Below are 26,897 nucleotides of genomic sequence, written 5' to 3' on the forward strand. Positions count from 1 at the left end.
TTCTAACTCACATGCCCGCAATCACCTTGTCCAAGGTGGCGGGATAGTCGCGCACCCGCACTCCGGTGGCGTTGTAGATCGCATTGGTGATCGCCGCAGCCGCGCCACAGATGCCTAACTCACCGATCCCCTTCGCCTGAAGCGGGTTGGCCCAATCGTCCCGCTCTTCCAGCAGATCAACGGTCAGTTGCGGCACATCGGCGTTCACCGGGATGTGGTATTCGGCCAAGTTATGGTTGGCCACATGGCCATCCCGCGGATCGAAAGCCATTTCCTCGGTCAGCGCGATGCCGATGCCAAAGGTCATGCCGCCCAGACATTGCGACCGCGCCGTCTTTGCATTCAGGATTCGACCGGCGGCAAAGGTGCCATGCATCCGCCGCACCCGCGTCTCGCCTGAGGCTGCATGCACTGCGACTTCGGCGAAATAGGCGCCAAAGGTCGCCTGCCGCACCGCCTCGGAAGTGTCCCCGGGCAGCACATGACCGAGTTTGGCAATCTCATCCCCGTTGAGGATATCACTCAGGCTCCGGGTCTGATTGTCGAAAGTGGCCATCCCGTCTTTCAGCGTGAGGTCGTTTTCATCCACCTCCAGCCGCTCGGCCAATTGTTTCCGGATCGCTTCGCAGGCCAGATAAACCGAGGTGCCGCTCGACGACGCCCCCCAAGACCCGCCGGAGCCCGAGGCCGGGGGCAGGGCGGTATCGCCCAGTACCACATCCACGGCATCGCGCGGCAGACCTAGCATGTCCCCCGCGATTTGCCCGAGGATTGCATAGGTGCCAGTGCCGATGTCGGTCATATCCGTCTCGACCCGCACCCGGCCCTTGGGCAAAAGCGTCACCCGCGCTTGGCTTTCCATCAGCGCGTTGATCCGCGCCGCCGAGGCCATGCCGTAGCCGATTAGCCATTCCCCCTCGCGCCGTTCTTTGACACCGGGACGGTCGGCCCAGCCAAAGCTTTCGGCCCCGCTGTCCAGCGCCTCGCGGAAGCGGCGAGAGGAGAAGTCTTTCCCGCTTTCAGGGTCTTTCTCGGGGATGTTGCGGCGGCGAAGCTCGACCGGGTCCATGCCAATCTTCACGGCCAACTCATCCATCGCCCCCTCTAGAACGGTCACGCCCACGGCTTCACCCGGTGCACGGACGGACCCTGCGCAAAGGCGATGCACCCGCGCCAGTTCCATCGACATCTTGCGATTGGCCCCGGCATAAAGGAAATGCGACGCTTGCAAGACCGGCTCCGCAAAAGTCTCTCCGGGGAGGTTTGACACGCGCGCATCATGGCCCAGCCCCGTCAGCTTTCCCTCGGCATCCGCAGCAAGACGCACCCGCTGCGTGGTCTCGGACCGGCGCATCGTCGCCTCATAGACCTGTGGCCGCTGTAGCGCGACGGATACGGGGCGGCCCACCTCTTTCGCGGCAATCGCCGCCGCAACCGCCTCGGGCGCGATCCCGAGTTTCGAGCCAAAGCCGCCGCCGACGTAAGGAGACAGAATGCGCAGCCGATCCGGGTGAATACCAAGCGCGTCCGAGAGTTCATTGCGGTTGTATTTCAGCATCTGATAGCTGCCGCGCAGGGTAAGGTCATCAACTTCCCACGAGGCAATAGAGGCATGCGGCTCCATCGGGGAGCTGGAATGCGAGGGAGTGGTATAGGTCACATCGACCGAGAATGCCGCGTCTTTCATCGCGCTTTCCAAATCGCCCTGATCCAGAGCTTTGCCCTCCTGCGGTTCCACCGCCGCCGTGGCGGGATCGACCGGCATGACTTCACCGTTCTCAAGATGCACCTGCAGCGATTGCGCGGCATGGCGGGCCTGTTCAAAGCCTTCTGCGACTACCACGGCGATCAATTGTCCAAGGTAGGCGACGTGCTGCGGGCCTTGAATGGGAGCCTTGTTCGCGGTGCCTTGGGCGGGGTTGCGCAGCAGGCGCTCGTCTTGAATCACCGCCAAGACGCCCGGCATCTTCGCCACGGCATCCCGGTTCGCCAGAACCACGCGTCCGCTGTTACCGGGCGCACGGACCATCACGCCGTGCACCATCCCCTCGACCTGCCATTCATTGGCATAGGTCGCGGTGCCGGTTACTTTCAGCGGCCCCTCAGGGCGGTCGAGCGGCGCGCCTACAAGACCCTGCACCATATCGTCGAGCCTGTGCGCAGTGGCAGGGGCGTCCATCTTGAATTGCTCGGTCATTGCTGTGCCTCCTCAGTGAGTTCGTTCAACACCGAAACCAGTGTGCGGCGGGCGAGGGGGATTTTGAAATCATTCGCGCCATAGCCTTGCGCTTCTGCAAGCAGCAGATCGGCGGCTCTGTTAAACAACGCTTCAGAGGGCGCCTCTCCGGTCAGCAACGCCTCGACATCACCATTGCGCCAAGGTTTGGGGGCCAATCCGCCAAAGGCAAGATCAGCACGGGCAATGCGCCCGTCCTCCATTTTGATGATCCCGGCGACAGAGACGAGCGCGAAGGCATAGGAGGCCCGGTCGCGCACTTTACGGTAGGTCTGCTTGCCCTCAACAGGCACGGGCAGCACCACAGCCGTGATCAATTCACCGGGTTCAAGCACGGTCTCCTGGTCTGGCCGATCTCCCGGTAAGAGGTAAAGATCGTCAAGCGTCAGACGGCGGGTGCTGCCGTCTTCTTTCAAGGTCTCCACTTCTGCCCCAAGCGCCCGCATTGCCACGGCCATGTCACTGGGATGGGTGGCAATGCAATGCTCCGAAGTGCCCAACACGGCGAGAATACGGTTGAACCCCTCTTTCGCCGAACAACCCGTGCCCGGCTCGCGCTTGTTGCAGGGCATGGCGCGGTCATAAAAATACAGGCAGCGGGTGCGTTGCAGCAAATTGCCGCCCGTCGTCGCCTTGTTGCGCAACTGTCCACTGGCCCCGGCCAGCAGCGCGCGGCTCAGCACTGGCCAGTCCTCGCGCACGCGGGCGTCATTGGCCAGATCGCTGTTGGTAACCAACGCTCCGATGCGCAACCCGCCGGCGTCGGTCTCAACGATCTCATCGAGGTCCAGCCGGTTGATGTCGATCAGCGCCTTGGGGGCCATGACCTCCAGCTTCATCAGGTCCAGCAGATTGGTGCCTCCGGCAATAAATGTGCCCCCGCCGGCCGCTTGACGTGCGGCGGCTTCGGCGGTTTCGGCGCGGGTATAGTCAAAAGGTCTCATGCGTTTTCCCCCGCGGCTTTGCGGATCGCCTCGACGATATTGGGATAGGCGGAGCAGCGGCAGAGGTTCCCGCTCATCCGTTCCGAGATCTCTTCAGACGTGAGCTCCACCTTACCGCCCAGATCGTCTGTCACATGGCTGGGCCACCCGTTTGAGACCTCCTCAAGCATCGCGGTGGCCGAGCAGATTTGACCGGGGGTGCAATAGCCGCACTGAAAGCCGTCCTCGCTGACAAAGGCTTCTTGCAGCGGACTGAGGTTGCCGGGCTGGCCAATACCTTCGATGGTGGTCACCTCATCGCCGTCATGCATGCAGGCCAGCGTCAGACAGGCATTGATCCGGCGCCCATTCACCATGACGGTGCAAGCCCCGCACTGCCCATGATCGCAGCCCTTCTTGCTGCCGGTCAGTCCAAGATGGTGACGCAGCGCATCCAACAGCGTAGTGCGGGGATCAAGATCCAGCCGCTGTTCGGTGCCATTAATGGTCAAGTTCGTTTCCACGACAAATTCCTTTGGCTAAATGGGAGCGGGGGGGCAGAACCCTCCGGCAATCGGCTAGGTCGGAGGTAGGCCGGTGGGGCTATGCGGCAAGCGGAGGGGGGAAAGCAGCCTAAAGCGAGCGGGTTTTCGCGTTCTGATCATTGACCGCGTACATTACATAATGCGGATTACAAGCATCAGGCCCCGGTTCAGGCCGCCCAACCCCGATCCCCCTCTGGCTGCTTCGCCCAAAGCCGACTAGAAGCAGACAGGAAACCGAGGGAGCAAACCGTTGCAAAAAATCAATTTGCCCGAGAGGCCAGACTGGCGCGCTCATGCTGAAGAGGTCGGCTTTACCTTCGCCGATATGCACGGCGAGCCCTATTGGGACGAAACCTCGGCCTATGCGCTGTCGCTTGAGCAGATTGAAAACGACATCGAAGACCCCTCGACCGAGTTGCATGGCATGTGCCGTGAGGCCGTGGCCGAGATCATTGCCAGCGAGGAATTGATGACGCGGCTGGCCATTCCGGAGGCGCACCGTGATCTCGTAGCGGAAAGCTGGCGCCGGGGCGATCCTGAAATCTACGGGCGTTTCGATCTGGCCTATGACGGCGCGCGCCCGGCCAAACTGCTAGAATATAATGCCGACACACCGACCTCCCTTTACGAAAGCGCCGCCTTTCAATGGCAATGGCTTGAGGATCAGTTGAAGGCAGGCGTTTTGCCGGAGGGCTCGGATCAGTTCAACGGCATCCACGAAGCATTGGTCGCCCGTTTTGCCGATGTCTTCGAGCCGGAGAGTGACCTGCATTTTACCGCTGTGGCAGACAATCCCGAAGACTACGGCACCGTCGAAGCAATGGGCTGGGCCGCGCGCGAGGCGGGCTTGGGCGCGCATTACTGTGACCTCGACAAAATCGCGCTGAGCGATGACGGTCAATTCCTTGACGATCAAGACCGCCGTATCGCCGTGTTGTTCAAACTCTACCCGTGGGAAGACCTGCTGCGCGATGACTATGCCGCGCATATCCAAGGGTCGGGCTGCCTATTTCTGGAACCCGCTTGGAAGGCGCTGCTGTCGAACAAGGGCCTCTTGCCCGTTCTATGGCAGATGTTCGAAGGCCATCCCAATCTGCTGCCCGCCTTCTTTGAGGCAGATGTGGCGGAGGCGCTTTCCGGTCGTGGCCCTGCCGGCCCCGACTGCGCGGAGGCTTTTGACCGCGTGGCGGCCGATCTGGCTGAGGCGCATGTACGCAAGCCGATCCTCTCGCGCGAGGGGGCGTCGGTGACGATCCACCAATCCGGCAAGGTGATCGAACAGTCGAAAAACACCGACTACGCCGACCATCCGCGCATTGTCCAAGCCTATGCTCCCCTGCCTGAATTTGACGGCTTCCGCCCCGTGATCGGGTCTTGGATCGTCGGTGAGACCTGCGCCGGCATCGGCATCCGCGAGGACCGCTCGCGCATCACGCAGGATTTGTCCCGCTTCAAACCGCACTACATTCTCGCATAACCCATTGCTCCGCAGCCCCTTGGCAGAAAGACGACCACCATGACCAAACGCTCGAAACGGGTTTCCATCGCCATCGTCGGCGCCGCCGCCTTTACCCTTGCAGGATGCGAGGAGGAGAAGGTCGATGCCGCCGCCTTCCCTGACCTGCAAAGCTGTCTGGCCGATGCCTCGAGCGGCGGGATGTACACCCAGCAACAATGCGAAACCGCCTTTGATGAGGCGCAAACCCTCCATGTGGAATCCGCACCGCGCTATGACAGTCTTGAGGTTTGCGAAGAGCAGCATGGCGCAGGCGCTTGTGGCTCTGAAGAAGCTGCGACCCAGAGCGGTTCAAGCGGGATCTTTATGCCCCTGCTGGCGGGCTATCTGATCGGCAATATGATGAGCAATCGCGCAGGGATGGCGGCAGCACAGCCGCTGTATAAAACCTCCGATGGCCGCTTCACCAATGCCGCACGCTCCAGCACCTATTCGGCAAATCGCGGCGCTGCCAAGCTCAGCACCTCGCAATTCACCCGGCCCAGCACCACCATCGGCAAAACCCCGATGACCCGCGCCACCGCTGCATCGCGGGGCGGCTTTGGACGCTCTGGCGGGTCGCGCGGCTTTGGGGGCTGAAGGGCGCTAGGTCAGCACATGGTCATTCGGTGTCATCAGGGGCGGCGGCGCGCGATCTAGCGCTTCGGCGGCAGAGACTTCGATGATCCGGCACATGGCGTCGAGCGGCAGGCCGTTATGCCCATTGCGAAAGGGCAGCTCCAACTCGTTGGTGACAGCCTGAAGACCGAAAAAGACATAGGCCACTATCGCGGCAAAAATCGGCGCGAACCAATTCGTTGCCTCAATCAGCGCAAAGGGCAACAGCCAGCAATAGAGGTAGGTCGTGCGGCGCACCATCAGCGAATAGACGAAGGGCAAGGGCGTGGTGAGAATGCGCTCGCACCCGGCCTGCGCTGCGGCAAGGGCGGCCAGCGTTTCTGAGAGCCTCATCTGCCCAAAACCACTCACCCCACCCTGCGCTGCAAGCTGGCTGATCCGTTCTGCCATGGCGCGCAGGGCAGCATCGGCGGGATTGGTCTGGGCCAACAGTGCTTTGGCTTGGTCGTCGCCAACCCAGCCTGTGATTTCTGTTTGCACATCGGCACCGCGCAGGAATCCCCGGTGCAAATGGGCAAACCCCACCCCAAGCGATAGGATCTCGGCCCGGTCCTCTCCCCGCCCTACAAAGATTGAAAGATCGCGCCCCAACGTCCGCAGGTCCGCAATCATCGCCCCCCAAAGTTTGCGCGCCTCCCACCAGCGGTCATAGGCGGCATTGTTGCGAAAGCCCAAGAAGAGCGACAGCGCAACGCCGAAAATCCCCATCGCCGCGATGGAGACATGGTGCAGTTCAATGAGATGTAGATCCACCAGCAGAACCACGGCGGTCAGCACGGCCACGCCGATGATCCGCCCGATGATATTCGGCACGATCGAACCCTGTAGGACAAAGAACAGCTTCAGCGCGCTTGGCTGATCCCTGACAATCATTGGGCGATCCTTTTGCAGTGCAGCGGTTTATGTCGAACGCAACTTCTGCTCTGCAAGGGAAAGATGCAACAGGGGGATGGCCTGACCCCTCCACGGTCTACTTGCGCCGCATCACCGCCGCCGCGAGGATCACGATCGCCAGCGACAGCAATGCCACCGCCCAAAACGGATCGTTGCCATGCGGATGCACATGCGCGCCCTCATGCGCTGCAAGCGGGCTGGCAAGGGTGGCGAGTATGAATGTCAGTTTCTTCATCTGAATGTCCTTATCAAAAATCGTAGTGGCTGAGGACCAATAAGCCCTAGCCCAATCCCAAAATCTCGCGCGCCTGCTGCGGTGTGGCGACAGGGCGACCGGCCTCGGCGCAGAACTCCGCTGCGCGGGTGACAAGGGCTGCGTTGGACGGTGCAAGCGTCTGTCTGTCCATCCGAATATTGTCTTCCAACCCGGTGCGCAGATGCCCTCCTGCCGCCGCGCACCATGCGTTGAGTTCCGCCTGATGCCGCCCGATCCCCGCCGCGCACCAAGGGATATCGCCGAAAAGGCGCTTGACCGTCTGGATGTAGAAATCGAAGACTTCTCGGTCCGCTGGCATGGCGTTTTTCACCCCCATGACGAACTGAATGTAGGGCCGCGCCGGGATCGCGGCCGCGTCTGCCATCGCCTTGGCCTGTAGAATGTGGCTCAGATCAAAAACCTCGATCTCGGGCAGGATGTTATAGGTCTTCATCTCCCCTGCCAGCCAATCGACAAGCTCTGGCAGGTTCTCGTAAACGCGGTTGGGAAAGTTGTTCGATCCAACAGAAAGCGAGGCCATATCGGGCCGCAGCGGTAGCATCCCGCCCCGGTTCTTGCCCGCGCCAGACCGACCCCCGGTTGAGAATTGCACGATCATGCCCGGGCAATGTTTGCGCAGCCCCTCTTGCAGCCGCGCGAAACGGTCGGGGTCTGCGGTGGGGGTGCCATCGGCGGTGCGCACATGGGCATGGCAAATCGTCGCCCCAGCCTCGAATGCGGCTTGGGTGCTTTCGATCTGTTCGGTGATGTCGATCGGCACCGCCGGGTTGTCGGCCTTCGTGGGGAGCGATCCGGTGATGGCCACGCAGATGATGGCAGGATTATTGGTCATGGGTGTCCTCGGCTCTCGGTCAATCGGCGCTGTCGCGGGCAAGGGCGATGACACGGCGCAGCGCCTCATCCTTCGCCCCCGCCTCCGCGTCCCCGCCCTCGGGCCAGTCGTAGAACCCTTTGCCGCTGCGTTTGCCCAGATGCCCGCGCCGCACCAGATCGGCGAGCGTAGCCGACGGATCATGCCGGTCGCAGAGGTCGGGATAAAGATATTCGGCGATACTGAGATGCGTGCCTAAGCCGTTCAGATCGCGCTGCCGAAAAGGGCCGGAAAGCGCCATGCGGACGCCCACGGACCACTGCACGATCTCGTCGATCTCTGCCGGGCTGGCGACGCCTTGGTCCACCAGATGCAGGCATTCGCGCATGATCGCATGTTGAATGCGGTTCGCGACAAAACCGGGCGGCGCGTGATCCAAACGCACGGGCCGCCGTTCCAAGCCACGCAGCAGCGTCATGACCTTTTCGCACAGGCCCTCGGGCGCATCCTTGGCCGCGACGACTTCGACCGCTGGGATCACATCGCCGGGGTTGAAGAAATGGGTGATGACGGCGCGCTCTGGGTGACGCATGCCTTTCGACATCTCTTCGAGTGTTAGCCCGGATGTGTTGGAAAGGATCGGCGCCCCCTCCGGAACCGCAGCCTCCAAGAAGGCGAGCACCTGTTGTTTCAGCGAAAGGTCCTCCGGCACGCATTCTAGCGCCAGATCTGCCTGCCCTGCCCCGTCCAAATTCGCGCTCGCCGTGGCGCCAGTGACGGTTACCGCAAACCCCTCCCGTGCGGCCTCGGTCGGGTCGACCGCATGCACCGCCCAGCCGTGGCTGGCAAAGAGCCTGCCGATGGATTGCCCCATCGTGCCAGCGCCCACGATGATGATGCGGTCGGCCATGTTATCCCCTCCCGGATATCAGTTGTTTACTTATCACTAGATGGTGGTGATAAGTAAACAACTGATTGAGAAAAGGATGCCCCCGTGACTCCAAGCTCCCACCCGCGCCATGCGGTCGTCACCGGCGGCGCGCGCAACATCGGCCTTGGCATCGCGCGCAGGCTGCAAACGGATGGCTGGCGCGTCTTCGTGCTCGACATCGCAGAGCCGGAGGATCCCAGCCTTCACGCCGATGCGCAGCAGGTCGATTTGTCGGACCCCAAGGCAACCAGCGCCGCCTTGGAAGACATCCTCAAACTCGGGCCGGTCACCTGTCTGGTCAACAACGTCGGCATTGTGAAACCCGCGTCCTTCGACGCGGTAGAGATTGATGACTTCGACCCTATCATGCACCTGAACCTCCGCCCCAGTATCCTTGCCGCGAAACTCGTGGTGCCGGGGATGCGCGCGGCGGGCGGCGGTCGGATCGTGATGAACACCAGCCGCGTTACCAAGGGCAAGCGCGACCGGACGCTCTATTCCGCCACCAAGGGGGCGATCCAATCCATGGCCCGCACTTGGGCGCTGGAATTGGCACGCGACCGGATCACGGTGAACTGCGTCGCCCCCGGCCCCATCGCCACGACGGCCTTTTGGGAGAACAATCCCAAAGACGCCCCCGAAACCCGTGCCATCGTTGACGCGGTGCCCCTGGGCCGAATGGGCACGCCTGATGATGTGGCGCAGGCGGTTTCCTTCTTTGCCGATGCACGCAGCGGCTTTATCACCGGGCAGACGGTCTTTGTCTGCGGCGGCACGGCGGTCGGGTAGTCAGCTTCCAAGCTCTATGGCGTCGAGCAGCCTGCGCAGGACCGGATTGCTCGGATCGCGCAGATAGGCCAGCCCGATCCGGCTTTGCACCTTTGCGTCTCTGATCGGCAGGAACGACACGCCCGCGTCCTTCATCCGCGCGGCGGAAGCGGGGACGAAGGCGACGCCCAGACCCGCCGAGACGAAATTCACGATGGCAGTGAACTGCGGCGCGCGATGCGCCACGCGGGGCGCGAAACCGGCGTCGGCGCAGAGTTGATAGGCGCAGGCAGCAAAGCCCATGTCGGGGCCGAGATGGCTGAAAATGAAACTTTCTTCGCGCAGCGTCGCCATGGAGACAGAGGGCACCCCCGCAAGACGGTGGTCCGGGGGCACGGCCAGCAGGATATCCTCGGTATGTACGCTGCGGGTTTCCAAAGTCTCTGGCACGCCCGACAATGGCAGACGGACAAAACCCGCGTCGAGCCTGCCCGCGACGATCTCGGCGATCTGCAGGTCCATGTCCAACTCTCGCAAGATCAGCTCCACATCCGCCGCCCCGGTGCGCAGCTCGCGCAAAAGCCGCCCGAGAATTCCTGCGTAGGAGGCCGAGCCGACATAGGCCAGTTCAATTCGACCCCGCTCGCCGCTCCGCGCTGCCTCGGCCACAGCCTCGACCCGCCGCGCTTGCTGCAACAGCGCGCGGGCTTCGGGCAAAAGCGCGCGGCCAAACTCGGTCAGCATCACGCGACGCCGATTGCGGTCAAACAGCTGCGCGCCACCAAAGACGGTTTCAAGGTGTTTGAGCTGCTGCGTCAGCGCCGGTTGCGCCACCCCGAGGTTCGCCGCCGCTTGGCCAAAATGCAGCGTCTCCGCGATGGCGACAAAGACCTCGTACTGACGCAGCGTGGCGGTGAGCGGCTTTTCCATGCGGTCCCCTGAAATGACATCAGAGGTTTTTCACACGCAGGTCGGTGATAAGCAAGACAGATCACCGGACGCCGACGCCCTACCCTTCCGCCGCACGGGCACGGGTTCGGCGCTCGTGCAGGGTTTCGGCACCGGCAAGATCATCACTCTCAACCTTGATTGTCTCATGCCCGCCGGGGCGTGTCGCGCGTTTGCGCCGAAGCGGGCCGCTGTCATCGCTCTCTCGTGCGAGGATCAAACGATCCACTAAGCTGCGGCGAAGCCCCAGCGTTGACGTCAGATCAAACACCCGCGCTGCGACCGCATCTGCTGCCTGCGGCTGCACCAACAATTCCAGCCGTGTCACCGGGCGCGATTTCTTGCCTTGTCCGCTGAGCATCAGCAGATCGACCACGCCCTCCATCGCGCGCAACCGATCCACCGCCGCGCCCAGTTCCTCGCCCGTCATATCGTCGATATCGCAGGCGAATTGCACCAGACTGTCCTGCGCGATCCCCCCCGAGGCGGTGTCGAAGACGCTGACTCGCAGGATATTTGGCAGCCCCTTCATCACCCGCATTCCCGCGCCTGACCCGGTACAGCGCAGCCGCCCCGGTGGACGGCTGGCGATGGGACTGCCTCCGGTGACATGGGCGAGGATCGCGGCCCCCGTGGGCGTCACCCGTTCGCCCGGCACGCCGTCGTCATGCCAGTCATAGCCCTGCAAGATCAGCGCGGTTGCGGGCGCGGGCACTGGCAGTTTGCCATGCGCCGTCTCGACCAGCCCGCCGCCAAGGGGCAATGGCGCGAGCGAGAATGTCGCCCCCGCCAGCGCCGCGCAGATGCTGCCTGCGGCGGTCACATCCATCAACGCGTCCCAATCCGCGATCTCGTGGAAATGCACCCGGTCGATGGGGATGTCATGCACCTGCGCTTCGGCCTCGGCAATCCGGTGGAGGATGGCACAGGCGGCCTCTGCCGTGCCGTCCGATAGCGCCGCGTTCTCCAGCAACTCGCGCATGGCGCGGTAGGTCGTTTCCGCCCCGTGCCGCCTGCCCGCGTCGGGTGCTGTCAGCACCAGTTCGAACCTTCGAGACGTAATGCCCGAGGCGACGTGTTCGCTCAGTTCCGCACGACCCACCTCGGCAGGGAGCACAGCGGCGACATCGGCCATTGCGCGTTCGGCCAATTCGGGGAAAGCATGCAGCATCGCCGCGATGAACATATCGCCTGCCGCACCGCCGACGGGGTCGAGGTGTAGGTGAAGTCCTTGGCCTAGCATCAATGCCCCTCCGGCCAAGGGTTGCGCAGCAGGCCGTCGTCGAATTGCATCTCTTGCAAATCACCGACCACCTCCAGCCCCGGACGGTCGCGCAGTTCCGGCAGCATCGCCTCGGAGGCATAGAGATACTCAAGCTTCAGCGTATTGGGGATGCGCAGCAGCCGGACCTTGGTGATATCCTCGGCCCCGCAGGTCTTGACCGCCGTCTGGATCGCCGTGCGGTCGCAGGGCATGACCATCGGAATTTTCGACTGTTTCAACACCTGAGAGGTGATGGCATTGGCATAGACCGCCTCGCGGTCGAAATCCTGTTCCAACCGCTGCGTGATCACATCCGCCCGCGCCGCGCCATTGCCGTTGCCGTTGCTGCGCGGCGACAGGCCAAGCGCCACAAGGCGCGAGATATGTAGATGGACCTGCATCTTTTCGCTTGAAAAACGATGGGTGATGTTGGGGTCCATCCCGGTGCCGGAGAACTCCTTGCCGATCTCATCCACCACCAGCACGTCCAGATCGCCCGAGGCCGAAGTCGCGTCCAGCGGCCCCAGCGGCAGGCGGGGCATGTTGCGCATCGCCTCTTGCAGATAGGGCGCTTCGGCTTCCAGCATCCCGTCGCTGTCGAGGGCGACCACCTGCGAGAGTTCGTCATAGGCATTCTCGATCGTGCCGATGCCGAAAAGCACCTTGCAACGCTTAAGCTTCATCCGCGCCATTTTGGCGACAAAGATGCCGACGTTATCAATGCCGCGCGAATGGCAGGTCTCGGCCCCCGATTGCTTGCCCAAACCGATCGAGAGCATCTTGGCCAGCCCGCTTTCGTTCGGCGCACGGAAGGAAGTATGCGGCTTGATCCGGTTGAACAGGATGGTCCCATCGGCGGCATTGGCGTGTCGGTCCATCCGCACCGACATGCCGTTGTCGAGCACGCCGATCTCATCGGTTTCCATCGACGAGCGGATTTCGCAACCGAGGCTCTCTTCGGTCACGCCCAGTTTCGCCAGCAACGCGGTTTGCCCCTCTGCCGTGGCCCCTCCATGGCTGCCCATCGCGGGCACGACAAAAGGATGCGCCCCCCGCGCGCGGACTTCGGCCACGATGGCAGCCAGTAGTTCCGGCAGGTTCGCCAGCCCGCGGCTGCCTGCAGTGATTGCGATGGACATGCCCGGCTTGATCTTGTCCGCGCAACCGGCCTGCATCGCCTCCGCCACGGCAGCGCGCGGGGCGTCGATCCGGGTCGCGGCAAAGGTTTGCCGGCAGAGCGCCATGCGCGGCAGCGGCGTATCCTCGACCAGTTTTACATAGTTCGGTTTCATCTGCGCCCTCCCCTTCGACATCTGTTACCCCGTGACCCCAATCGGCCAAGGCGCGAATTCCTCTTCGCCCACGCCAAGCGCTTCGGATTTGCTCTGCTCTCCCGAGGCGATGGCGAGGATGCGCTCGAAGATCGCTTGGCCAAGTTCCTCTAGGCTCTGCTCGCCGTCGATCACCGTGCCGCAATTAATGTCCATATCGTCCCGCATCTTGGTAAACATCGGCGTGTTGGAGGCGAGTTTGATCGTCGGCGAGGGGTAGGAGCCAAAGCACGACCCGCGCCCGGTGGTGAAACAAATCAGGTTCGCCCCTCCCGCGATCTGCCCCGTGGCAGAGACTGGATCGAAACCGGGCGTATCCATGAAGACCAGCCCCTTTTGCGTCACGGGTTCGGCATAGCGGTAGACCTCCATCAACCCAGTGCTGCCGCTTTTCTTGGCCCCGCCGAGCGATTTTTCCAGCACATTCGCCAGACCGCCTGCCTGATTGCCGGGGCTGACCACGCCGTTGATCTGCGTGTCGCGGCCTTTCGTATAGTCCAGCCACCAGTCCATGCGTTCGACCAGTTTGCGGCCCACCTCTTCGCTGCGCGCGCGGCGGGTCAGGAGGTGTTCGACGCCGAAAATCTCGGGCGTTTCCGACAGAATCGCCGTGCCGCCGTTGCGCACGAGGATATCCGCCGCCACCCCAAGGCCGGGGTTGGCCGAGAGCCCCGAAAGCCCGTCCGACCCGCCGCATTGCATCCCGATGGTGATATGTTCCGCCGAACAGGGCTCACGCCGCACGGCATTGGCCTGATCCAGCATTTCGCGCACGGCGTCCTTGCCATCGGCAATCGCGCGGGCCGTGCCACCGACATGCTGCATGGTGATGGTGCGCAGCATCTTGCCCTCGGCCAGTCCTTCCTCCTCAAAGAACTGCGCCAGATTGTTGCGCTCACAGCCTAGTGATAGGACCACGGCCCCGGCCAGATTGGGGTGGCGGATATAGCCCGAGAGCGTGCGGCGCAGCAGGTCCATCGGCTCGCCCGTGAGCTCCATCCCGCAACCGGATTCGTGGATGAAGGGGATCACCCCGTCGACATTCTCCCAAGCCTCCATCCGCTCTTCGTCGAAGTAATTGGCGATCTTGCGCGCCACGGTGGCCGAGCAATTCACGGTGACAAAAAGCCCAATGTAGTTGCGCGTGCCGACGCGGCCATTCGCGCGGCGGATGCCCATGAACTGCGCGCGCTCTTGCGGTGGCAGCAGCTTGGTCGGGGCGTAATCGCGGGCAAAGGCATAGTCTTTGTCAACCGCATCGAATTTGATGTTATGGCTGTGCAGCCAATCGCCTGCGGCGATATCCTCTGCCGCGTAGCCGATGACTGTGTCGAATTTCAGGATCGGGGCACCGCGTTGGATCGGGCGGATCGCAATCTTGTGACCTTGGGGCGTATCGTGGTTGGCACGCAGCCCGTCTTGCGGCAATACCGCGCCTTGGGGCACCGCCGAGGTCGCCACGACCACGTTATCGGTCGGTGACAGCAGCATCACCTTTGCGCGTCTGTCCTCTTGCATGGTCTGGCTGTCCATCGGATGCTCCCCCCAGGGTGTCGAAAAAACCGCTTCGGTAAGATGTCATTAACTGATATATTAGATTTAACAGCTATGGAAGAGCCCACATGACCTCATCGAACAAACCTTCAGCACAGAGCGCGCAGACCCTCGCCAAAAGCATTTTGGGCGGCGGGGCCGATCTGGGTCTCTTCGAGGGTGGGCCGACGGGGCGCGGGGTTTATGCCACGTTGCGTGATCAGATTGTCCGGCTCGACCTGCCGCCCGGCACCCCGCTGTTGCGCGCCGAACTGGCTGAGACCCATGGGGTGAGCCTGACGCCGCTGCGCGATGCGCTGCAGCAGCTTGCCAAAGAGGGGCTGGTCAAGATCTACCCGCAATCGCGCACTTTGGTGACGCCAATCGACATGTCGGCGATCCGCGAAGCGCAGTTCATGCGCATCGCGCTTGAGACCGAAGTCGTGCGCCGCTTGGCCGCCGAAATCGCGCCCGAAGCCCTCACCCGACTGCGCAGCATCGTCGCCTTGCAAAGCAGCATTTCTGACCAGCCCGGCGATGTGCCGACCTTTCAGGAGTTGGACGAGGTGTTTCACCAGACCCTCTTTGTGGCGGCGGGCCATGTGCAAAGCCAGCGCATCATGCGCAGCCACGCGGGCCATCTGGAACGTCTGCGCCGCCTGCATTTGGATGACATCGATGAGGCGGGGCGCATCCTCAACAACAAGGACGTGATCGGCGGCCACAGCCGGATCCTTGATGGGATCGAAGCGGGCGATGCCCCTGCCGCGATGGAGGCGCTGCGCCAACACCTGCAACGCACCGTTGACCGCATGACCGAGAAGCGGGCGGCTTTCCCGGAGTATTTCACCCCGGAAAAGCCCTGATTCAGCGGTTGTTGGCCTTGCGCCATTCCGCGAATTTATCGAGGTTTTCTTGCTTGGTGCCCGGATAAAGCCCGATGATCCCCGCGCCGCCTTTGACCTCTTCCACGACGAAATCCTCATAGGCCGTCATCTCTACCGCCTCATCTGCCACCTCTTCTGCGATATCTGCGGGGATGATGATCACGCAGTCATCGTCGCCCACTACGATGTCGCCGGGAAAGACCGGCGCATCGCCGCAGCCGACGGGGCAGTTGATCTCAATCGCCTCATGCAGGGTCAGGTTCGTGGGGCTTGAGGGCCGGGCGTGATAGGCGGGCATCTCCAGCGCGCCGATGGTCGCTGCATCTCGTAGCCCGCCATCGGTCACCACCCCTGCCGCACCACGCATCATCAGCCGGGTGATCAGGATATCCCCGGCACTGGCGGCACGCGCATCTTTCCGACTGTCCATCACCAGCACATGGCCCTCGGGGCAGGTCTCGATCGCGACGCGCTGCGGGTGTTCGGGATTGCGAAACTCGACCAGTTGATTGCGATCCTCACGGGCGGGCATATAGCGCAGTGTGAACGCCGGGCCGACCATATTGCGCCCCTTGGCCGCGACCGGGCCGACCCCCTGCACCACCTGATTGCGCAGCCCGCGCTTGTAGAGCGCCGTGGCCAGCGTCGCGACCGAGACCGCTTGAAGTTTCTCGCGTAGTTCGGGGCTCATGCCGCCTCTCCCTTCAGTTGATTGTCTTTCACGAATTGCTCCAGCACTGCCTGCTGCTTCTCCGTCAGCGGCCATGCAGAGGGCGGCCGCGTGGCGCCGCAATCCTGTCCGATGGCCATGAGTGCGGCTTTGACGCCGGTGACATTGGTGCCGTTATGCTCTTCGGCGCGGATGTCCTCAAAGGCGCGCATGCCTGCGATCAAGCGGTTCGCCTCTGCGTAATTTCCGGCGTCGAGTGCTGCGTGAATGGCGACTGACCTCTCCGGCCAGACGTTGATCAGGCCTGAGGTAAACCCCCGCGCGCCCACGGCATAGAGCGGCGGGGCCCAGACCTCGGCCAGACCACCGACCCAGACGATATCTGTCGGCGCAGCTTCGATCGCGCGGGCGAGGTTCAAGGGGTTCGGCGTGGCCCATTTGACGCCCTTCACCCCTTCGACTTCGCAAAGCCGCGCGATGCCCTCGGGCCCCATCGCATCGTTGCGCAGGTACAGCATCACCGGCAGCCCGCCCGACGCATCCCGCACCGCGCGCACATAATCGACCGTGCCACGGGGGGAGACGAAGGGATCGGGCGGCTGGTGGATCATCAGCGCATCCGCGCCCGCCTCGGCACTCGCCTTGGCCAGTGCGCAGGCATCCCGAATGCCGCGCCCGACACCCGCGAGCAGCGGCGCGCGCCCGTCGACCATCTGGGCGACCTCGCGCACCATGGTGCAGGCCTCGTCATTGGTCAGCGCATAATATTCGCCGGTATTGCCGTTCACGACCGGGATATGCACCCCGGCGGCGAGCGCACGGTCGATGATCGGCGCCAGCTTGCGCGGCGCGATCTCTCCAGCATCGTCATAGGGCGTTACCAGGATGCCCGATATGCCAGTGAGCGCCTTTGATAGATCATGTGTCATTGCTAACCCTCTCAGAAAATATCCGGTTCACCCGCCGCTTGGCCGAAGGCCGCGGTGAGGTAGTCAAAGTCGCAGCCCTGATCGGCCTGCCCCACATGGCGCTGGAACATATAACCCCAGCCCCGCTCGAACCGCGGCTCGGGCGCTTTCCACGCGGCGCGGCGGGCGGCGAGTTCATCCTCGTCCACCAGCATGTCGAGGGTGCGCGCCTCTAGATCCATCCGCACGATGTCCCCCGTCTTCAGCAGCGCCAGCGGCCCACCCACGAAAGACTCCGGCGCGACATGCAGGATGCAAGCGCCAAAAGAGGTGCCCGACATCCGCGCGTCTGAGATCCGCAGCATGTCCCGGTGCCCCTGTTTCAACAGCGCCTTCGGCATCGGCAACATGCCCCATTCCGGCATCCCCGGCCCGCCCTGGGGACCTGCGTTGCGCAGCACCAGCACATGGTCCGGCGTCACGTCGAGGTTTTCGTCGTCGATGGCGGCCTTCATCTCCGGGTAGCTGTCAAAAACCATTGCCGGGCCTTCGTGGCGGTGGAACTTCGGATCGCAGGCCGCCGGTTTGATGACCGCGCCATTGGGGCAAAGGTTGCCCTTGAGCACGGCAAGCGAGCCTTCCTTATAGACCGGGTTCGACAGGGGCCGGATCACGTCGTCATTATAGACAGGCGCGCCCGCGATCCCTTCCTCCAAGGGTTTGCCGGTGCAGGTGATGGCCGTACGGTCCAACTTATCCCCCAGTTGATCCATCAGCGCCCGCAGCCCGCCCGCGAAATAAAAATCCTCCATCAGGTATTCGCTGCTGCCGAGGGGGCGGATATTGGCGATCAGCGGTGTGGTACGGCCCAAAGCATCCAGATCGCTCAACTCCAGCGCCACACCTGCGCGGCGCGCCATGGCCAAGAGATGCACCACTGCATTGGTCGAACAGCCCGTCGCCATTGCCACCGTGGCCGCGTTTTGCACGGCGGCGGGGGTGATGATCTTGTCCGGCGTCAGGTCCTCCCAAACCATATCGACAATGCGCCGCCCGCAAGAGGCGCTCATCCGTTTGTGCCCCGCATCCGCAGCGGGGATCGAGGTCGCCCCCGGCAGGGTCAGCCCCATCGCTTCGGCAATCGCGGTCATGGTCGAAGCCGTGCCCATGGTCATGCAATGCCCATAAGACCGCGCGATGCCGCCTTCCACGCCGACCCATTCCTCGGCCGAAATCGTGCCCGCGCGGCGTTCATCCCAGAACTTCCACGCGTCCGAGCCAGAGCCAAGCGCCCGCCCCGCGTAATTGCCGCGCAGCATCGGGCCTGCGGGCAGGAAGATAAACGGCACGCCTGCGCTGATCGCGCCCATGGTCAGCCCCGGCGTGGATTTGTCACAGCCGCCCATCAGCACCACACCGTCAAGCGGATGCGAGCGGATCGTCTCTTCGGTCTCCATCGCGATCATATTGCGGTAGAGCATCGAGGTCGGCTTGGTGAAGCTCTCGTCGATGGAGATCGTCGGGATCTCCAACCCCAGCCCCCCGGCCTGCGCGATTCCCTTTTTCACATCCTCCGCGCGGTCGCGGAAATGGAGGTGGCAGGGGTTCATCTCGGACCAAGTGTTCAGGATACCGATCACAGGGCGGCCTTCCCAATCCTCGGGGCCCAGACCCATCTGCATCATCCGCGACCGATGCCCAAAGCTGCGCAGATCGTCGGGGGCGAACCAGCGCGCGCTGCGCAGCTGATCGGCGGTTTTCTTGGTCTCGGTCATGAATTCCTCGCCAGCTAAAACATCATCGCAAAATGGGTGGAAAACACATCTTGCTCGAACTGATATATTACCGTATCACCCCAATTGTCGATAGCATTTGAGGGGCGGGCTGCGAAAATGTCGGGAAAAACACTGAAACAATCGCTCCGGCCCGGCAGTCGTCTGTCGGGGTTTTGGCTCTCGCTTTGCTCGCCCACGGTGACGGAGATTGCCGCAGGCAGTGGGATCGATTGGCTGCTGCTCGATATGGAACATGCGCCGAATGACTTGAGCCAGATCACCGATCATCTGCGCGCCGCAGGTAGTGCCAATCCCGATGCGCAGATGGTCGTGCGCATGCCATCCTCTGACCAGACTATGACCAAACGGCTGCTGGATATCGGTGTGAAAAACCTGATGTTCCCGATGATCCAAAGCGCCGAAGACGCCCGCCGCGCCGTGTCTTGGACCCGCTATCCCCCCGAAGGGCTGCGCGGCATCTCGGCCACGATCCGCGCCAATAACTACGCGCGGCAAACGGATTACCTGACCACCTATGCCGATGCGCAATGCGTCATCGTGCAGGTCGAAACCCCCGAAGCGATTGCCGAAATCCCCGCCATCGCCGCCGTGCCGGGCGTGGATGCGATCTTTATCGGGCCGGGGGATCTGTCCTCGGCGATGGGGCATACCGGCAACCCGATGCACCCCGATGTCCAAGACAAGATCCGCGAAGCGGTCGATGCCATTCACACCGCCGGGCTGCCTGCGGGCATCCTTGGCTACGGCGCCGATCTGGCGCGCCGCTATTTTGACAGCGGTATCGAATTCGTCGCCATCGCGGGCGACGCTTGGCTGCTCACGCGGCAGATGGATGCGCTGGTGCAGACCATGGCGCAGCCCTCCCCCACTTTGAAACAGCAAACCGACAAGGATTGATCATGAGCGCTGACAGCAAGACATTTCACCCCCACGGCAAGCACTTGATCGCAGGCGAATGGGTCGGCGGTGGTAAAACCTTTGCCAATTCCCCCGCCACAGGCGAAAGCGACCAATTCCAAAGCGGCACCCCGGCCCATGTAAACCACGCCTGTGAAGCCGCCGAGGATGCCTCTTGGTCCTACGCCTATTCCAGCCGCGAGAGCCGCGCAAATTTCCTTGATGCCATCGCGGATGAGATGGAGGCCCGCGCCGAGATCATCACCGAAGTCGGCGCGCGGGAATCCGGCCTGCCCACCGCCCGCCTTCAGGGCGAACGGGGGCGGACAACCGGCCAACTCCGCCTCTTTGCCGATCACATCCGCAAAGGCGCCCATCTGGACCGTCGCTTTGACGGCGCCCTGCCCGAGCGCCAACCCATGCCCCGCCCCGACATCCGCATGATCCAACGCCCGATCGGCCCTGTCGCGGTCTTTGGCGCGTCGAACTTCCCTCTGGCCTTCTCCACCGCGGGCGGCGACACCGCCGCGGCATTGGCGGCGGGCTGCCCAGTCGTTGTGAAAGGCCACTCTGCCCATCCCGGCACCGGAGAGATCGTGGCCGAAGCGATCCATGCCGCGATCCAGAAATGCGGCATCCATCCCGGTGTCTTTTCCCTCATCCATGCCAACAGCCGTGAGGTGGGCCAGACGCTGGTGCAGCATCCGCTGATCAAAGCCGTCGGCTTCACCGGCTCCCTCGGTGGGGGCCGCGCGCTGTTCGATCTCTGCGCCCAACGCCCCGAGCCGATCCCCTTCTTTGGCGAGTTGGGCTCGGTCAATCCGATGTTCGTTCTGGCCGAGGCTACTCGAAACCGCGGCGCGGAAATCGGCGCAGGATGGGCCGGGTCTCTGACCATGGGCGCGGGGCAGTTCTGCACCAATCCCGGCATCGCGGTCGTGGCCAAGGGCGCGGAGGGCGATGCCTTCGTCGCGGCCGCAAAAGAGGCGCTGGAACAGGTCGGCCCGCAGGTTATGCTGACCGATGGCATCGCCAAAGCCTACCGCGATGGCAAGGAACGTTTCACCGGACGCAACGCCGTGCGCGCGCTGGTGAACACTGACAGCGAAGGCCGCAGTGCCCAGCCGAACCTCTTTGAAACCGACGCCGAGACCTACCTGCAAGACCACGCCCTTGGGGAAGAGGTTTTCGGCCCCTTGGGACTGGTGCTGCGGGTGTCTTCGGGCGATGAGATGCAAGAGCTGGCCAAGGGTTTTGAAGGTCAATTGACTGCGACGATCCAGATGGACGACGGCGACACCGAAGCCGCCAAAGCGCTGATGCCAATCCTTGAACGCAAGGCGGGCCGGGTGCTGGTGAACGGCTTCCCCACCGGGGTCGAGGTTTGCGATGCCATGGTGCACGGTGGCCCCTACCCGGCCTCCACCAATTTCGGCGCGACGTCCGTGGGGACCATGGCGATCCGTCGCTTCCTGCGGCCCGTGTCCTACCAGAACCTGCCCGAGGCGCTGCTGCCTGAAGACCTGCGCGGGGCATCGGCATGAGCGGCGCGCTGATCGGCCCCGTCGCCGTGCTCGACGCGATGCCGGAAGATATGCAGGATAAGGTGCGCGGCTACGCCGAAGGGCTGGACCTGCGGTTCGCCCACTCCTTCTCCGAAGAGGACTTCGCCAAAACGGTAAAGGGCGCGGCCTATATCGTTCCCCGCGGACGCGGCCTTCCGGCCTCGGTACTCCGCGGGGCCGATAGTGTGCGTCTCGTCCACCAATGGGGCACAGGCTATGACAAGATCCCGGTGGATGTTGCCAAGAAAATGGGCGTGACCGTGGCACGCAGCCCCGGCGTTAACGCCCCCACCATCGCGGACCTGACCATCGGCATGATGATCGCCGCCCTGCGCCGCATCCCGCTGCATTACAACAACACCCGCGCGGGCAAGTGGATCGTGCCGGAGATCGTCCCCGGCGCGCGGGATCTCAGCAGTCAGAAGGTCGGGCTGATCGGCTTTGGCGCCATTGGGCAACTCGTGGCGAAACGGCTGACGGGCTTTGACTGCGAGGTGCATTATTACCGCCGCTCAGGAGAGGCCGAAGGCACCAGCGCGCGCTTTGCCGAGCGGGACGAGATCCTTGAGACCTGCGATATCGTTAGCCTGCACATGCCGCTGACTGAGGCGTCACACCACACCATCGGCGCGGCGGAACTGGCGCGGATGAAATCCGATGCCCTGCTGGTCAACACCGGGCGCGGCGGGCTGATTGATGAGGCGGCCTTGATCGACACGCTGACAAACAAACGCATCGCGGGCGCGGCTTTGGATGTCTTCACCGAAGAGCCCGTCGAGCCGGACAACCCGCTTCTGCGCCTCGATAACGTCCTGCCGCTGCCCCATATCGGCGGCCATAGCGAGGATAACCTCAGACGCATGGTCAACCATTGGGCCAGCAACATCCGCGCTTTCCACGAAGGGCGCGGGATCGATGAAAGCTGCATCGTCACTTGAAACGAGCCCTCGGCCTGAACCCTCAGGCCGAGGGCACCCCACTTAGGCTTCGAGCGGAACGGGCATGAGGATCTTATTGGTCTGGCTCACCAGATACCCCGCCTCCGCACTTTTCTTGAGGTAGGCTTGCCACTCAGGGTCCGCCGCCATCTGGGCCCGCCGCGCGGCACGGTCTGCAGTATCCTCATAGGGCCAGACATGGACGAATGAGTTCACATCCCCCGTCTCAACCTGCGCATAGATCAGTGGCTCCCCAAGGATGCGTTTCTGCGCGGGAAAGCCGAACTCCGCATAGAGCGCGAGATGTTTCTTGATCGTGCCGGGGCGGCAGCAATAGGTGCGGTGGTCGTAGATCATCAGGAGGTCTTTCGGGTTATTAATGCTATGCGATACCGGCGTGGTCGGTGATCCGGGCCCGCGCTTGCAACAGATGATAGGCCATCGACACGCCCGCGACTTCGCTGTCGCCCGCGCGGATCGCTTCGAGGATTTGGCGGTGTTCGCTGATGACCACGTCGATCCGGGCTTGGGAGCCTTGGCGCGTCAATTTTTGCGCCACGTCGATCCCCTGCTCAATCGACTCCCGCGCACAGTCGAGCATCTGAACGAAAACTTCATTGCCTGACGCCGCCGCGATGGCGCGGTGGAATTGGTAATCGGCGTCAAAAGACGGATCGCGCGCCTGCATGGATACCTCCAGCGTCTGCAAGGCCGCCTCAATCCGGGCAATATCCTTGGGACTGGCCCGTTGCGCGGCCATATGCGCGGTGGCTTTTTCAATCGTGATCCGCGCCTCCATCGCGCGCATCAGCCCGGCAACGGATCCCGCCGTGGCATATTCAATCAGCTTTTCCGAAGGCCGCCGCCGCACGAAAGTGCCCACGCCGCGCCGCGCCTCGACCAGCCCGTCCTCTTGCAACTTACGCAGCGCCTCACGCACCACGGGGCGGGACACGCCGAAGGCCGTGGCGATCTGGTTTTCCGACGGCAGCTTTTCGCCTTGGGCGAGTTTGTTCGACACGATCTGTTCAAGCACCTGCCCGTAAAGCTGATCGGCCAAGGTCTGCCGTTTCTTGATCTTTAGTTTCGGTGTTGTCACCGGCTACCCTCCCGCCGCGGCGCGGCGCATCATATTGGCCAGCCGCAAGGCCGAAGTCGCAGCCCCATAGCCGTTGTCGATATTCACCACCGTCACCCCCGGCGCACAGCTGGCGAGTATCGAATCGAGCGCGACCCTCCCGCCGCGGGCCACACCATAGCCCACGGAGGTCGGCACACCAATCACCACCCCCGGCACAAGCCCGGCTACGACCGACGGCAGGGCCGCGTCCATCCCGGCAAAAACGATCACCACATCCATCTCGCGCAGCAGGTCTTCCCGCGCGAGCAAACGCCAAAGCCCGGCCACGCCCACATCCGACACTTCGGTCGCGTCCATGCCGCCATAGGCGAGCGTGCGCCGCGCTTCGGCCATGGGCGCGTAGTCAGAGGTGCCCGCACTGACGAGGGCGATGCGGGGATCACGGGCCAAGGGGCCGATCTCTCCTAAAATGGCGGTGCGCGAGGCGGTGCAGTAATCGACCGATTGGGCCAGATTGTCCGGCAAGCCGTCAAACTGTTCTGCCGTCAGCCGGGTCAGCAACAGCCTCCGGCCCTCCGCTGCCGCATCGCCGATGATCGCGGCAATCTGCGCCACCGCTTTATGCTCGCACAGCACGGCCTCTTCGATGCCGATGCGCCCGCCGCGGCCCCGGTCAAAGGTCACGTCTGGATGCCCGTCGGGGCCTTTCTCATTGATGGACAAATGCACTTCCTCTTGAATAGGCCCGCAGATCAACCGCGCGCCCGTCATCCGTGGCCAACCGGACTTGCGTCAAAATCGCCGCGCGCTTTTGCGCGGAAAGGTCTTCATAAACACGCGGATCAAGCTCCACCACCCAGCCCCCGCGCAGGAGGCGGCAGCGCAAAGTGATATTGCCCAACTCCGCACGCAGGAGGGTTTCGACGCGATCGATCACCGCCAAATCCGCAGGCTCCACCCGCAGGCCAGTCTCGATTCGGCTGGCCAAACAGGGGGCCGCGGGCAGTTCGGCCAGTTCCTCCAGCCCGAGCGCCCGCGCCAAGGCGCGCACATCGGCTTTTGACATCTGCGCATCGACGAACGGGTGCAGCACGCCATGCTCTGCCGCCGCCTGTAAACCGGGGCGGTAGTCTGACAGATCATCGGTATTGGTGCCCGCCGCCACCAACGGCCCCATCCCCGCCAATGTGCCATAGAGGTTCGACTTGCAAAAATAGCAGCGGTTCACCGGGTTGGCGCGGTAAGACGGATCGGCGAATTCGCCCGCATCCACCAGTTTCAGCGGCAGGCCCCAAGCGGCTGCAAAGTCTTTTACCCGCGCCGTCGCCGCCGAAGGGACCGCAGCCGAAACCGCGTGGCAAAGCGTAACCCCCTCCGCCCCCCGCACCTTGGCCGCGGCGGCAGAAAGGGTGAGACTATCGATCCCCCCGCTAAGCGCGATGGTCAATGATGCGGGCCGCGCGAGGGCAGCTTGGAGCGCGGCAGGAACCGTCACTCGCCCAATCCATCCTCTGTCTTGAGCTGTGCCAAGAGACGCCCGCTCGACATTTGAAGGTGGTCGCGCATCCGCTGGCGCGCCCGTTCGGCGTCGCCCCGAGCAATAGAGGCCGCAATGTCATAGTGTTCCTGAATGGCGTCCCGGCTTTCGCCGCCGCGTTTCAATGCCTGCAAACGCCCGGCCAGCATCGTCTCGCGCAGGCTGGCGACGAGGTAGTTGAAAAGACTGAGGTAATAGCTGTTCCCGGTCGCTTCGCAAACCGCGCGGTGAAAACCAAGGTCAGCACTGACCCCCGCCGCGACCGCCGGACCGCCAATCTTGTTGCTTTGGTCATAGGCGGCTGCGGCGCGTTGGATTCCCGCGCGTGCTTCGGGCGTTGCACGGGCGGCGGCGATGGCGGCGGCTTCGATCTCAAGCCCCATGCGCAACTCTAGGATCTGCTCAAGCTTGCGCTGACTTTCCATATCGCGCTCAGGAATCGCGAAACCCTGCCGGGGCCGGTCGCTGGCCACGAAAGCCCCCCGCCCCTGACGGCTCGACAGCATGCCCTCCGCCTTCAGGCGCGAAACCGCCTCACGGATCACCGTGCGGCTGACGTCAAAATCACTCGCCAATGCGGTTTCGGAGGGCAATACATCGCCCACGCTCCACACACCGTTCACAACGTTATGGCGCAGGACTTCGGTCACCTGATCGCTCAGCGTGGCACCATCGACGAGAGGCGCAGTCGCCTGAAGATTTCCAGTCATGTTAACAACTTCCTTTCGCCGATTGGAGCACCTGTATGACAAGCTGTCAATAACGAGGAGATAGGGCCGCTTAAGGTATTACAAGCAGAATACAACATTACAAGTAAGAGGAAATCCCCCTAAATTTGTATTTTTAATTGACAGGCTGAAGATTCCCCCTCAGTCTGCGGACCTACGGCAAGAGGGTGTCAGGGGGGAGCCCGGAACCCATCCAGTTACAGCCGATACACAGTTAAAACTCGGGAGGAGTTTCTATGTCACCAATCTTCAAATCAATTCGCCGCACTACGGCGGCCACCATCCTTTTCGCCGTCGCGGGCGTTGCGGCGCATGCGCAAAGCTTTGTCATGGCGACCGGCCAACAGGGCGGGTCGTGGTATCCTGTGGGCGGCGCGATCAAGGCGATTGTTGAGCGTGAGAACCCCGGCATGGACATTACCGTCACGCCGGGTGCGGGCGTGTCGAACGTTGTCGGTGTGGACGCAGGCCGCTTTGGCATCGCTTTCGCCAACTCGATCTCGACCGTGGACAGTCTTTCGGGCAAAGAGCCTTTCCGCAAGGCGACGACCAATGTCTGTAACCTTGGCATTCTTTATCCGCAGTATTTCCAGATCGTAGCACTTGAAGATTCCGGCATCAAAACCATCGCTGACATGAAAGGCAAGCGCCTGACCACTCAGCAGCTTGGCAACACCGGTGAGTTCCTAACCCGCGAACTTTTGTCGACCGCCGACATGACCTTTGACGACCTCGATAGCGTCGCCAACACGTCCTATTCCGACTCTGCCTCGCAGATGAAAGACGGTCAGGCCGACTTTTTCACACTGGGTTCGTCCCTGCCAACCGGCTCGGTTATGGATCTGGCATCCTCGCGCAAAATCCGCCTGATCGACGTGGATGAAGAGACCTTTGCATATTTCAAAGACAAGAACGCCGCCTTCCAGCGTCGGGAAGTCAAAGCCGGCGCCTACCCGGGTTTTGATGAGACAGTGCATGCGATCAGCTATGACACCCATATGGTCGCGCCCTGCGACTATGACGGTGAGATCATCAAATCGGTGCTCGGCGCGATTGCCGACAACAACGACAGCTTTGCCGCGATCAGCAAATCCATGGCAGACCTGACGGTTGAGGAAATGGCCACCGACATCGGCGTGCCCTTCCACCCCGCCGCGAAAGAGTTCTACGCAGAGCGTGGCGTCCCGGGGATGTAATCCACCCCTGACGAGAAACGGGTCGGCCGGGGCCATGCGCTCCGTCCGACCTACACCCCCAAAGGCCCTGCCCCGCGCATCCCGCGCGATGACGCATTG

At 62.8% G+C, this 26,897-nt stretch carries 27 protein-coding genes; 8 read left to right on the forward strand and 19 right to left on the reverse strand.

The features are described from left to right. Positions 1-7: 7 nt before the first annotated feature. From K3759_RS18090 to K3759_RS18100, 3 genes are read right to left on the reverse strand one after another with little or no spacing between them, the layout of a single operon-like run. Positions 8-2,197: a xanthine dehydrogenase family protein molybdopterin-binding subunit gene (locus K3759_RS18090; RefSeq protein ID WP_259985971.1), complete on the reverse strand. Its 2,190-nt coding sequence runs from the start codon at positions 2,195-2,197 to the stop codon at positions 8-10. Then, a complete protein-coding gene (locus K3759_RS18095) occupies positions 2,194-3,180 on the reverse strand; it encodes a xanthine dehydrogenase family protein subunit M (RefSeq protein ID WP_259985972.1) in 987 nt (328 codons plus the stop codon). Before K3759_RS18095 ends, K3759_RS18090 begins: the two co-directional genes overlap by 4 nt. Further along, a complete protein-coding gene (locus K3759_RS18100) occupies positions 3,177-3,683 on the reverse strand; it encodes a 2Fe-2S iron-sulfur cluster-binding protein (RefSeq protein WP_259985973.1) in 507 nt (168 codons plus the stop codon). Before K3759_RS18100 ends, K3759_RS18095 begins: the two co-directional genes overlap by 4 nt. A 271-nt stretch (positions 3,684-3,954) precedes the next feature. Here K3759_RS18100 and K3759_RS18105 point away from each other — a divergent pair, with 271 nt between their 5' ends. Beyond that, entirely contained in the window at positions 3,955-5,181 is a 1,227-nt protein-coding gene (locus tag K3759_RS18105) for a glutathionylspermidine synthase family protein (RefSeq protein WP_259985974.1), read from the forward strand. Between the two features lie 39 nt (positions 5,182-5,220). Further along, positions 5,221-5,799 (forward strand): DUF1190 domain-containing protein, encoded by a 579-nt coding sequence (locus K3759_RS18110; protein ID WP_259985976.1) that lies wholly within the window; start codon positions 5,221-5,223, stop codon positions 5,797-5,799. A 6-nt stretch (positions 5,800-5,805) separates the two neighbouring features. On the opposite strand, the gene K3759_RS18115 is transcribed toward K3759_RS18110, so the two are convergent. The 4 genes from K3759_RS18115 to K3759_RS18130 all read right to left on the reverse strand — a co-directional run bounded on the left by K3759_RS18115 (position 5,806) and on the right by K3759_RS18130 (position 8,730). After that, positions 5,806-6,711 (reverse strand): bestrophin family protein, encoded by a 906-nt coding sequence (locus tag K3759_RS18115; RefSeq protein WP_259985978.1) that lies wholly within the window; start codon positions 6,709-6,711, stop codon positions 5,806-5,808. 97 nt (positions 6,712-6,808) lie between these two features. Continuing rightward, positions 6,809-6,967 (reverse strand): peptidase M23, encoded by a 159-nt coding sequence (locus tag K3759_RS18120; RefSeq protein ID WP_259985980.1) that lies wholly within the window; start codon positions 6,965-6,967, stop codon positions 6,809-6,811. A 46-nt stretch (positions 6,968-7,013) separates the two neighbouring features. Beyond that, positions 7,014-7,841, reverse strand: a complete 828-nt coding sequence (locus tag K3759_RS18125; protein ID WP_259985982.1) for a 3-keto-5-aminohexanoate cleavage protein — start codon at positions 7,839-7,841, stop codon at positions 7,014-7,016. A gap of 19 nt (positions 7,842-7,860) precedes the next feature. Then, positions 7,861-8,730: a 3-hydroxyacyl-CoA dehydrogenase NAD-binding domain-containing protein gene (locus K3759_RS18130; RefSeq protein WP_259985985.1), complete on the reverse strand. Its 870-nt coding sequence runs from the start codon at positions 8,728-8,730 to the stop codon at positions 7,861-7,863. 84 nt (positions 8,731-8,814) lie between these two features. Between K3759_RS18130 and K3759_RS18135 the strand changes: the two genes are divergently transcribed. Beyond that, a complete protein-coding gene (locus K3759_RS18135; RefSeq protein ID WP_259985987.1) occupies positions 8,815-9,540 on the forward strand; it encodes an SDR family NAD(P)-dependent oxidoreductase in 726 nt (241 codons plus the stop codon). On the opposite strand, the gene K3759_RS18140 is transcribed toward K3759_RS18135, so the two are convergent. From K3759_RS18140 to K3759_RS18155, 4 genes are all read right to left on the reverse strand, one after another. Continuing rightward, positions 9,541-10,449: a LysR family transcriptional regulator gene (locus tag K3759_RS18140; RefSeq protein WP_259985989.1), complete on the reverse strand. Its 909-nt coding sequence runs from the start codon at positions 10,447-10,449 to the stop codon at positions 9,541-9,543. 79 nt (positions 10,450-10,528) lie between these two features. Continuing rightward, a complete protein-coding gene (locus tag K3759_RS18145) occupies positions 10,529-11,710 on the reverse strand; it encodes a LarC family nickel insertion protein (protein ID WP_259985991.1) in 1,182 nt (393 codons plus the stop codon). Continuing rightward, positions 11,710-13,023: a nickel-dependent lactate racemase gene (locus K3759_RS18150; RefSeq protein WP_259985992.1), complete on the reverse strand. Its 1,314-nt coding sequence runs from the start codon at positions 13,021-13,023 to the stop codon at positions 11,710-11,712. Before K3759_RS18150 ends, K3759_RS18145 begins: the two co-directional genes overlap by 1 nt. Before the next feature lie 24 nt (positions 13,024-13,047). Then, entirely contained in the window at positions 13,048-14,595 is a 1,548-nt protein-coding gene (locus K3759_RS18155; RefSeq protein ID WP_259985993.1) for a UxaA family hydrolase, read from the reverse strand. A gap of 89 nt (positions 14,596-14,684) precedes the next feature. Here K3759_RS18155 and K3759_RS18160 point away from each other — a divergent pair, with 89 nt between their 5' ends. After that, a complete protein-coding gene (locus K3759_RS18160; protein ID WP_243263584.1) occupies positions 14,685-15,461 on the forward strand; it encodes a GntR family transcriptional regulator in 777 nt (258 codons plus the stop codon). A 1-nt stretch (position 15,462) separates the two neighbouring features. Here the strand turns inward: K3759_RS18160 and K3759_RS18165 are convergent, their stop codons facing one another. The 3 genes from K3759_RS18165 to araD are packed head-to-tail and all read right to left on the reverse strand — an operon-like array spanning position 15,463 to position 18,835. Further along, positions 15,463-16,173: a ribonuclease activity regulator RraA gene (locus K3759_RS18165; protein WP_259985994.1), complete on the reverse strand. Its 711-nt coding sequence runs from the start codon at positions 16,171-16,173 to the stop codon at positions 15,463-15,465. Beyond that, complete coding sequence (locus tag K3759_RS18170; RefSeq protein ID WP_259985995.1) at positions 16,170-17,081, reverse strand: dihydrodipicolinate synthase family protein; 912 nt, start codon at positions 17,079-17,081, stop codon at positions 16,170-16,172. The genes K3759_RS18165 and K3759_RS18170 overlap by 4 nt, the downstream gene beginning before the upstream one ends. 11 nt (positions 17,082-17,092) lie before the next feature. Further along, on the reverse strand, positions 17,093-18,835 hold the full coding sequence (gene araD / locus K3759_RS18175) for an L-arabinonate dehydratase (RefSeq protein ID WP_259985996.1): 1,743 nt from the start codon (positions 18,833-18,835) through the stop codon (positions 17,093-17,095). A 117-nt stretch (positions 18,836-18,952) separates the two neighbouring features. Between araD and K3759_RS18180 the strand changes: the two genes are divergently transcribed. Genes K3759_RS18180 through K3759_RS18190 form a run of 3 tightly spaced genes read left to right on the forward strand, consistent with a single transcriptional unit; the run spans position 18,953 to position 22,256 of the window. Next, the gene (locus K3759_RS18180) at positions 18,953-19,753 is read left to right on the forward strand and encodes an HpcH/HpaI aldolase/citrate lyase family protein (RefSeq protein ID WP_259985997.1); all 801 of its coding nucleotides are present in this window, start codon (positions 18,953-18,955) and stop codon (positions 19,751-19,753) included. A 2-nt stretch (positions 19,754-19,755) separates the two neighbouring features. Then, positions 19,756-21,297 carry an aldehyde dehydrogenase (NADP(+)) gene (locus K3759_RS18185; RefSeq protein WP_259985998.1) on the forward strand — a complete coding sequence of 514 codons (1,542 nt, stop codon included), beginning with the start codon at positions 19,756-19,758 and terminating at the stop codon, positions 21,295-21,297. Continuing rightward, complete coding sequence (locus K3759_RS18190) at positions 21,294-22,256, forward strand: 2-hydroxyacid dehydrogenase (protein WP_259986000.1); 963 nt, start codon at positions 21,294-21,296, stop codon at positions 22,254-22,256. The genes K3759_RS18185 and K3759_RS18190 overlap by 4 nt, the downstream gene beginning before the upstream one ends. 42 nt (positions 22,257-22,298) lie before the next feature. On the opposite strand, the gene K3759_RS18195 is transcribed toward K3759_RS18190, so the two are convergent. Genes K3759_RS18195 through K3759_RS18215 form a run of 5 tightly spaced genes read right to left on the reverse strand, consistent with a single transcriptional unit; the run spans position 22,299 to position 25,584 of the window. Beyond that, complete coding sequence (locus K3759_RS18195) at positions 22,299-22,613, reverse strand: NIPSNAP family protein (RefSeq protein ID WP_259986002.1); 315 nt, start codon at positions 22,611-22,613, stop codon at positions 22,299-22,301. Between the two features lie 25 nt (positions 22,614-22,638). Further along, entirely contained in the window at positions 22,639-23,355 is a 717-nt protein-coding gene (locus K3759_RS18200; protein ID WP_259986004.1) for a FadR/GntR family transcriptional regulator, read from the reverse strand. A gap of 3 nt (positions 23,356-23,358) precedes the next feature. Beyond that, positions 23,359-24,060 (reverse strand): nickel pincer cofactor biosynthesis protein LarB, encoded by a 702-nt coding sequence (larB, locus tag K3759_RS18205; RefSeq protein WP_409202526.1) that lies wholly within the window; start codon positions 24,058-24,060, stop codon positions 23,359-23,361. Beyond that, positions 24,047-24,832 carry an adenine nucleotide alpha hydrolase gene (locus K3759_RS18210; RefSeq protein ID WP_259986006.1) on the reverse strand — a complete coding sequence of 262 codons (786 nt, stop codon included), beginning with the start codon at positions 24,830-24,832 and terminating at the stop codon, positions 24,047-24,049. Before K3759_RS18210 ends, larB begins: the two co-directional genes overlap by 14 nt. Then, positions 24,829-25,584 (reverse strand): FadR/GntR family transcriptional regulator, encoded by a 756-nt coding sequence (locus K3759_RS18215; protein ID WP_259986008.1) that lies wholly within the window; start codon positions 25,582-25,584, stop codon positions 24,829-24,831. Before K3759_RS18215 ends, K3759_RS18210 begins: the two co-directional genes overlap by 4 nt. A 254-nt stretch (positions 25,585-25,838) precedes the next feature. On the opposite strand from K3759_RS18215, the gene K3759_RS18220 reads away from it, so the two are divergent. Continuing rightward, positions 25,839-26,798, forward strand: coding sequence for a TAXI family TRAP transporter solute-binding subunit (locus K3759_RS18220; protein WP_259986010.1), 960 nt, complete (start codon positions 25,839-25,841; stop codon positions 26,796-26,798). Positions 26,799-26,897: the final 99 nt, after the last annotated feature.

Origin of the sequence: Sulfitobacter sp. W027, from assembly GCF_025143985.1 — a bacterium.
GTDB lineage: Bacteria > Pseudomonadota > Alphaproteobacteria > Rhodobacterales > Rhodobacteraceae > Sulfitobacter.

Bases quoted from the DNA above. Each gene is read 5' to 3' on its own strand.
- K3759_RS18090 (WP_259985971.1), bottom strand. From the start codon at position 2,197: ATGACCGAGCAATTCAAGATGGACGCCCCTGCCACTGCGCACAGGCTC.
- K3759_RS18095 (WP_259985972.1), bottom strand. From the start codon at position 3,180: ATGAGACCTTTTGACTATACCCGCGCCGAAACCGCCGAAGCCGCCGCA.
- K3759_RS18110 (WP_259985976.1), top strand. From the start codon at position 5,221: ATGACCAAACGCTCGAAACGGGTTTCCATCGCCATCGTCGGCGCCGCC.
- K3759_RS18115 (WP_259985978.1), bottom strand. From the start codon at position 6,711: ATGATTGTCAGGGATCAGCCAAGCGCGCTGAAGCTGTTCTTTGTCCTA.
- K3759_RS18120 (WP_259985980.1), bottom strand. From the start codon at position 6,967: ATGAAGAAACTGACATTCATACTCGCCACCCTTGCCAGCCCGCTTGCA.
- K3759_RS18125 (WP_259985982.1), bottom strand. From the start codon at position 7,841: ATGACCAATAATCCTGCCATCATCTGCGTGGCCATCACCGGATCGCTC.
- K3759_RS18130 (WP_259985985.1), bottom strand. From the start codon at position 8,730: ATGGCCGACCGCATCATCATCGTGGGCGCTGGCACGATGGGGCAATCC.
- K3759_RS18140 (WP_259985989.1), bottom strand. From the start codon at position 10,449: ATGGAAAAGCCGCTCACCGCCACGCTGCGTCAGTACGAGGTCTTTGTC.
- K3759_RS18145 (WP_259985991.1), bottom strand. From the start codon at position 11,710: ATGCTAGGCCAAGGACTTCACCTACACCTCGACCCCGTCGGCGGTGCG.
- K3759_RS18150 (WP_259985992.1), bottom strand. From the start codon at position 13,023: ATGAAACCGAACTATGTAAAACTGGTCGAGGATACGCCGCTGCCGCGC.
- K3759_RS18155 (WP_259985993.1), bottom strand. From the start codon at position 14,595: ATGGACAGCCAGACCATGCAAGAGGACAGACGCGCAAAGGTGATGCTG.
- K3759_RS18160 (WP_243263584.1), top strand. From the start codon at position 14,685: ATGACCTCATCGAACAAACCTTCAGCACAGAGCGCGCAGACCCTCGCC.
- K3759_RS18165 (WP_259985994.1), bottom strand. From the start codon at position 16,173: ATGAGCCCCGAACTACGCGAGAAACTTCAAGCGGTCTCGGTCGCGACG.
- K3759_RS18170 (WP_259985995.1), bottom strand. From the start codon at position 17,081: ATGACACATGATCTATCAAAGGCGCTCACTGGCATATCGGGCATCCTG.
- araD (WP_259985996.1), bottom strand. From the start codon at position 18,835: ATGACCGAGACCAAGAAAACCGCCGATCAGCTGCGCAGCGCGCGCTGG.
- K3759_RS18180 (WP_259985997.1), top strand. From the start codon at position 18,953: ATGTCGGGAAAAACACTGAAACAATCGCTCCGGCCCGGCAGTCGTCTG.
- K3759_RS18185 (WP_259985998.1), top strand. From the start codon at position 19,756: ATGAGCGCTGACAGCAAGACATTTCACCCCCACGGCAAGCACTTGATC.
- K3759_RS18190 (WP_259986000.1), top strand. From the start codon at position 21,294: ATGAGCGGCGCGCTGATCGGCCCCGTCGCCGTGCTCGACGCGATGCCG.
- K3759_RS18195 (WP_259986002.1), bottom strand. From the start codon at position 22,613: ATGATCTACGACCACCGCACCTATTGCTGCCGCCCCGGCACGATCAAG.
- K3759_RS18215 (WP_259986008.1), bottom strand. From the start codon at position 25,584: ATGACTGGAAATCTTCAGGCGACTGCGCCTCTCGTCGATGGTGCCACG.
- K3759_RS18220 (WP_259986010.1), top strand. From the start codon at position 25,839: ATGTCACCAATCTTCAAATCAATTCGCCGCACTACGGCGGCCACCATC.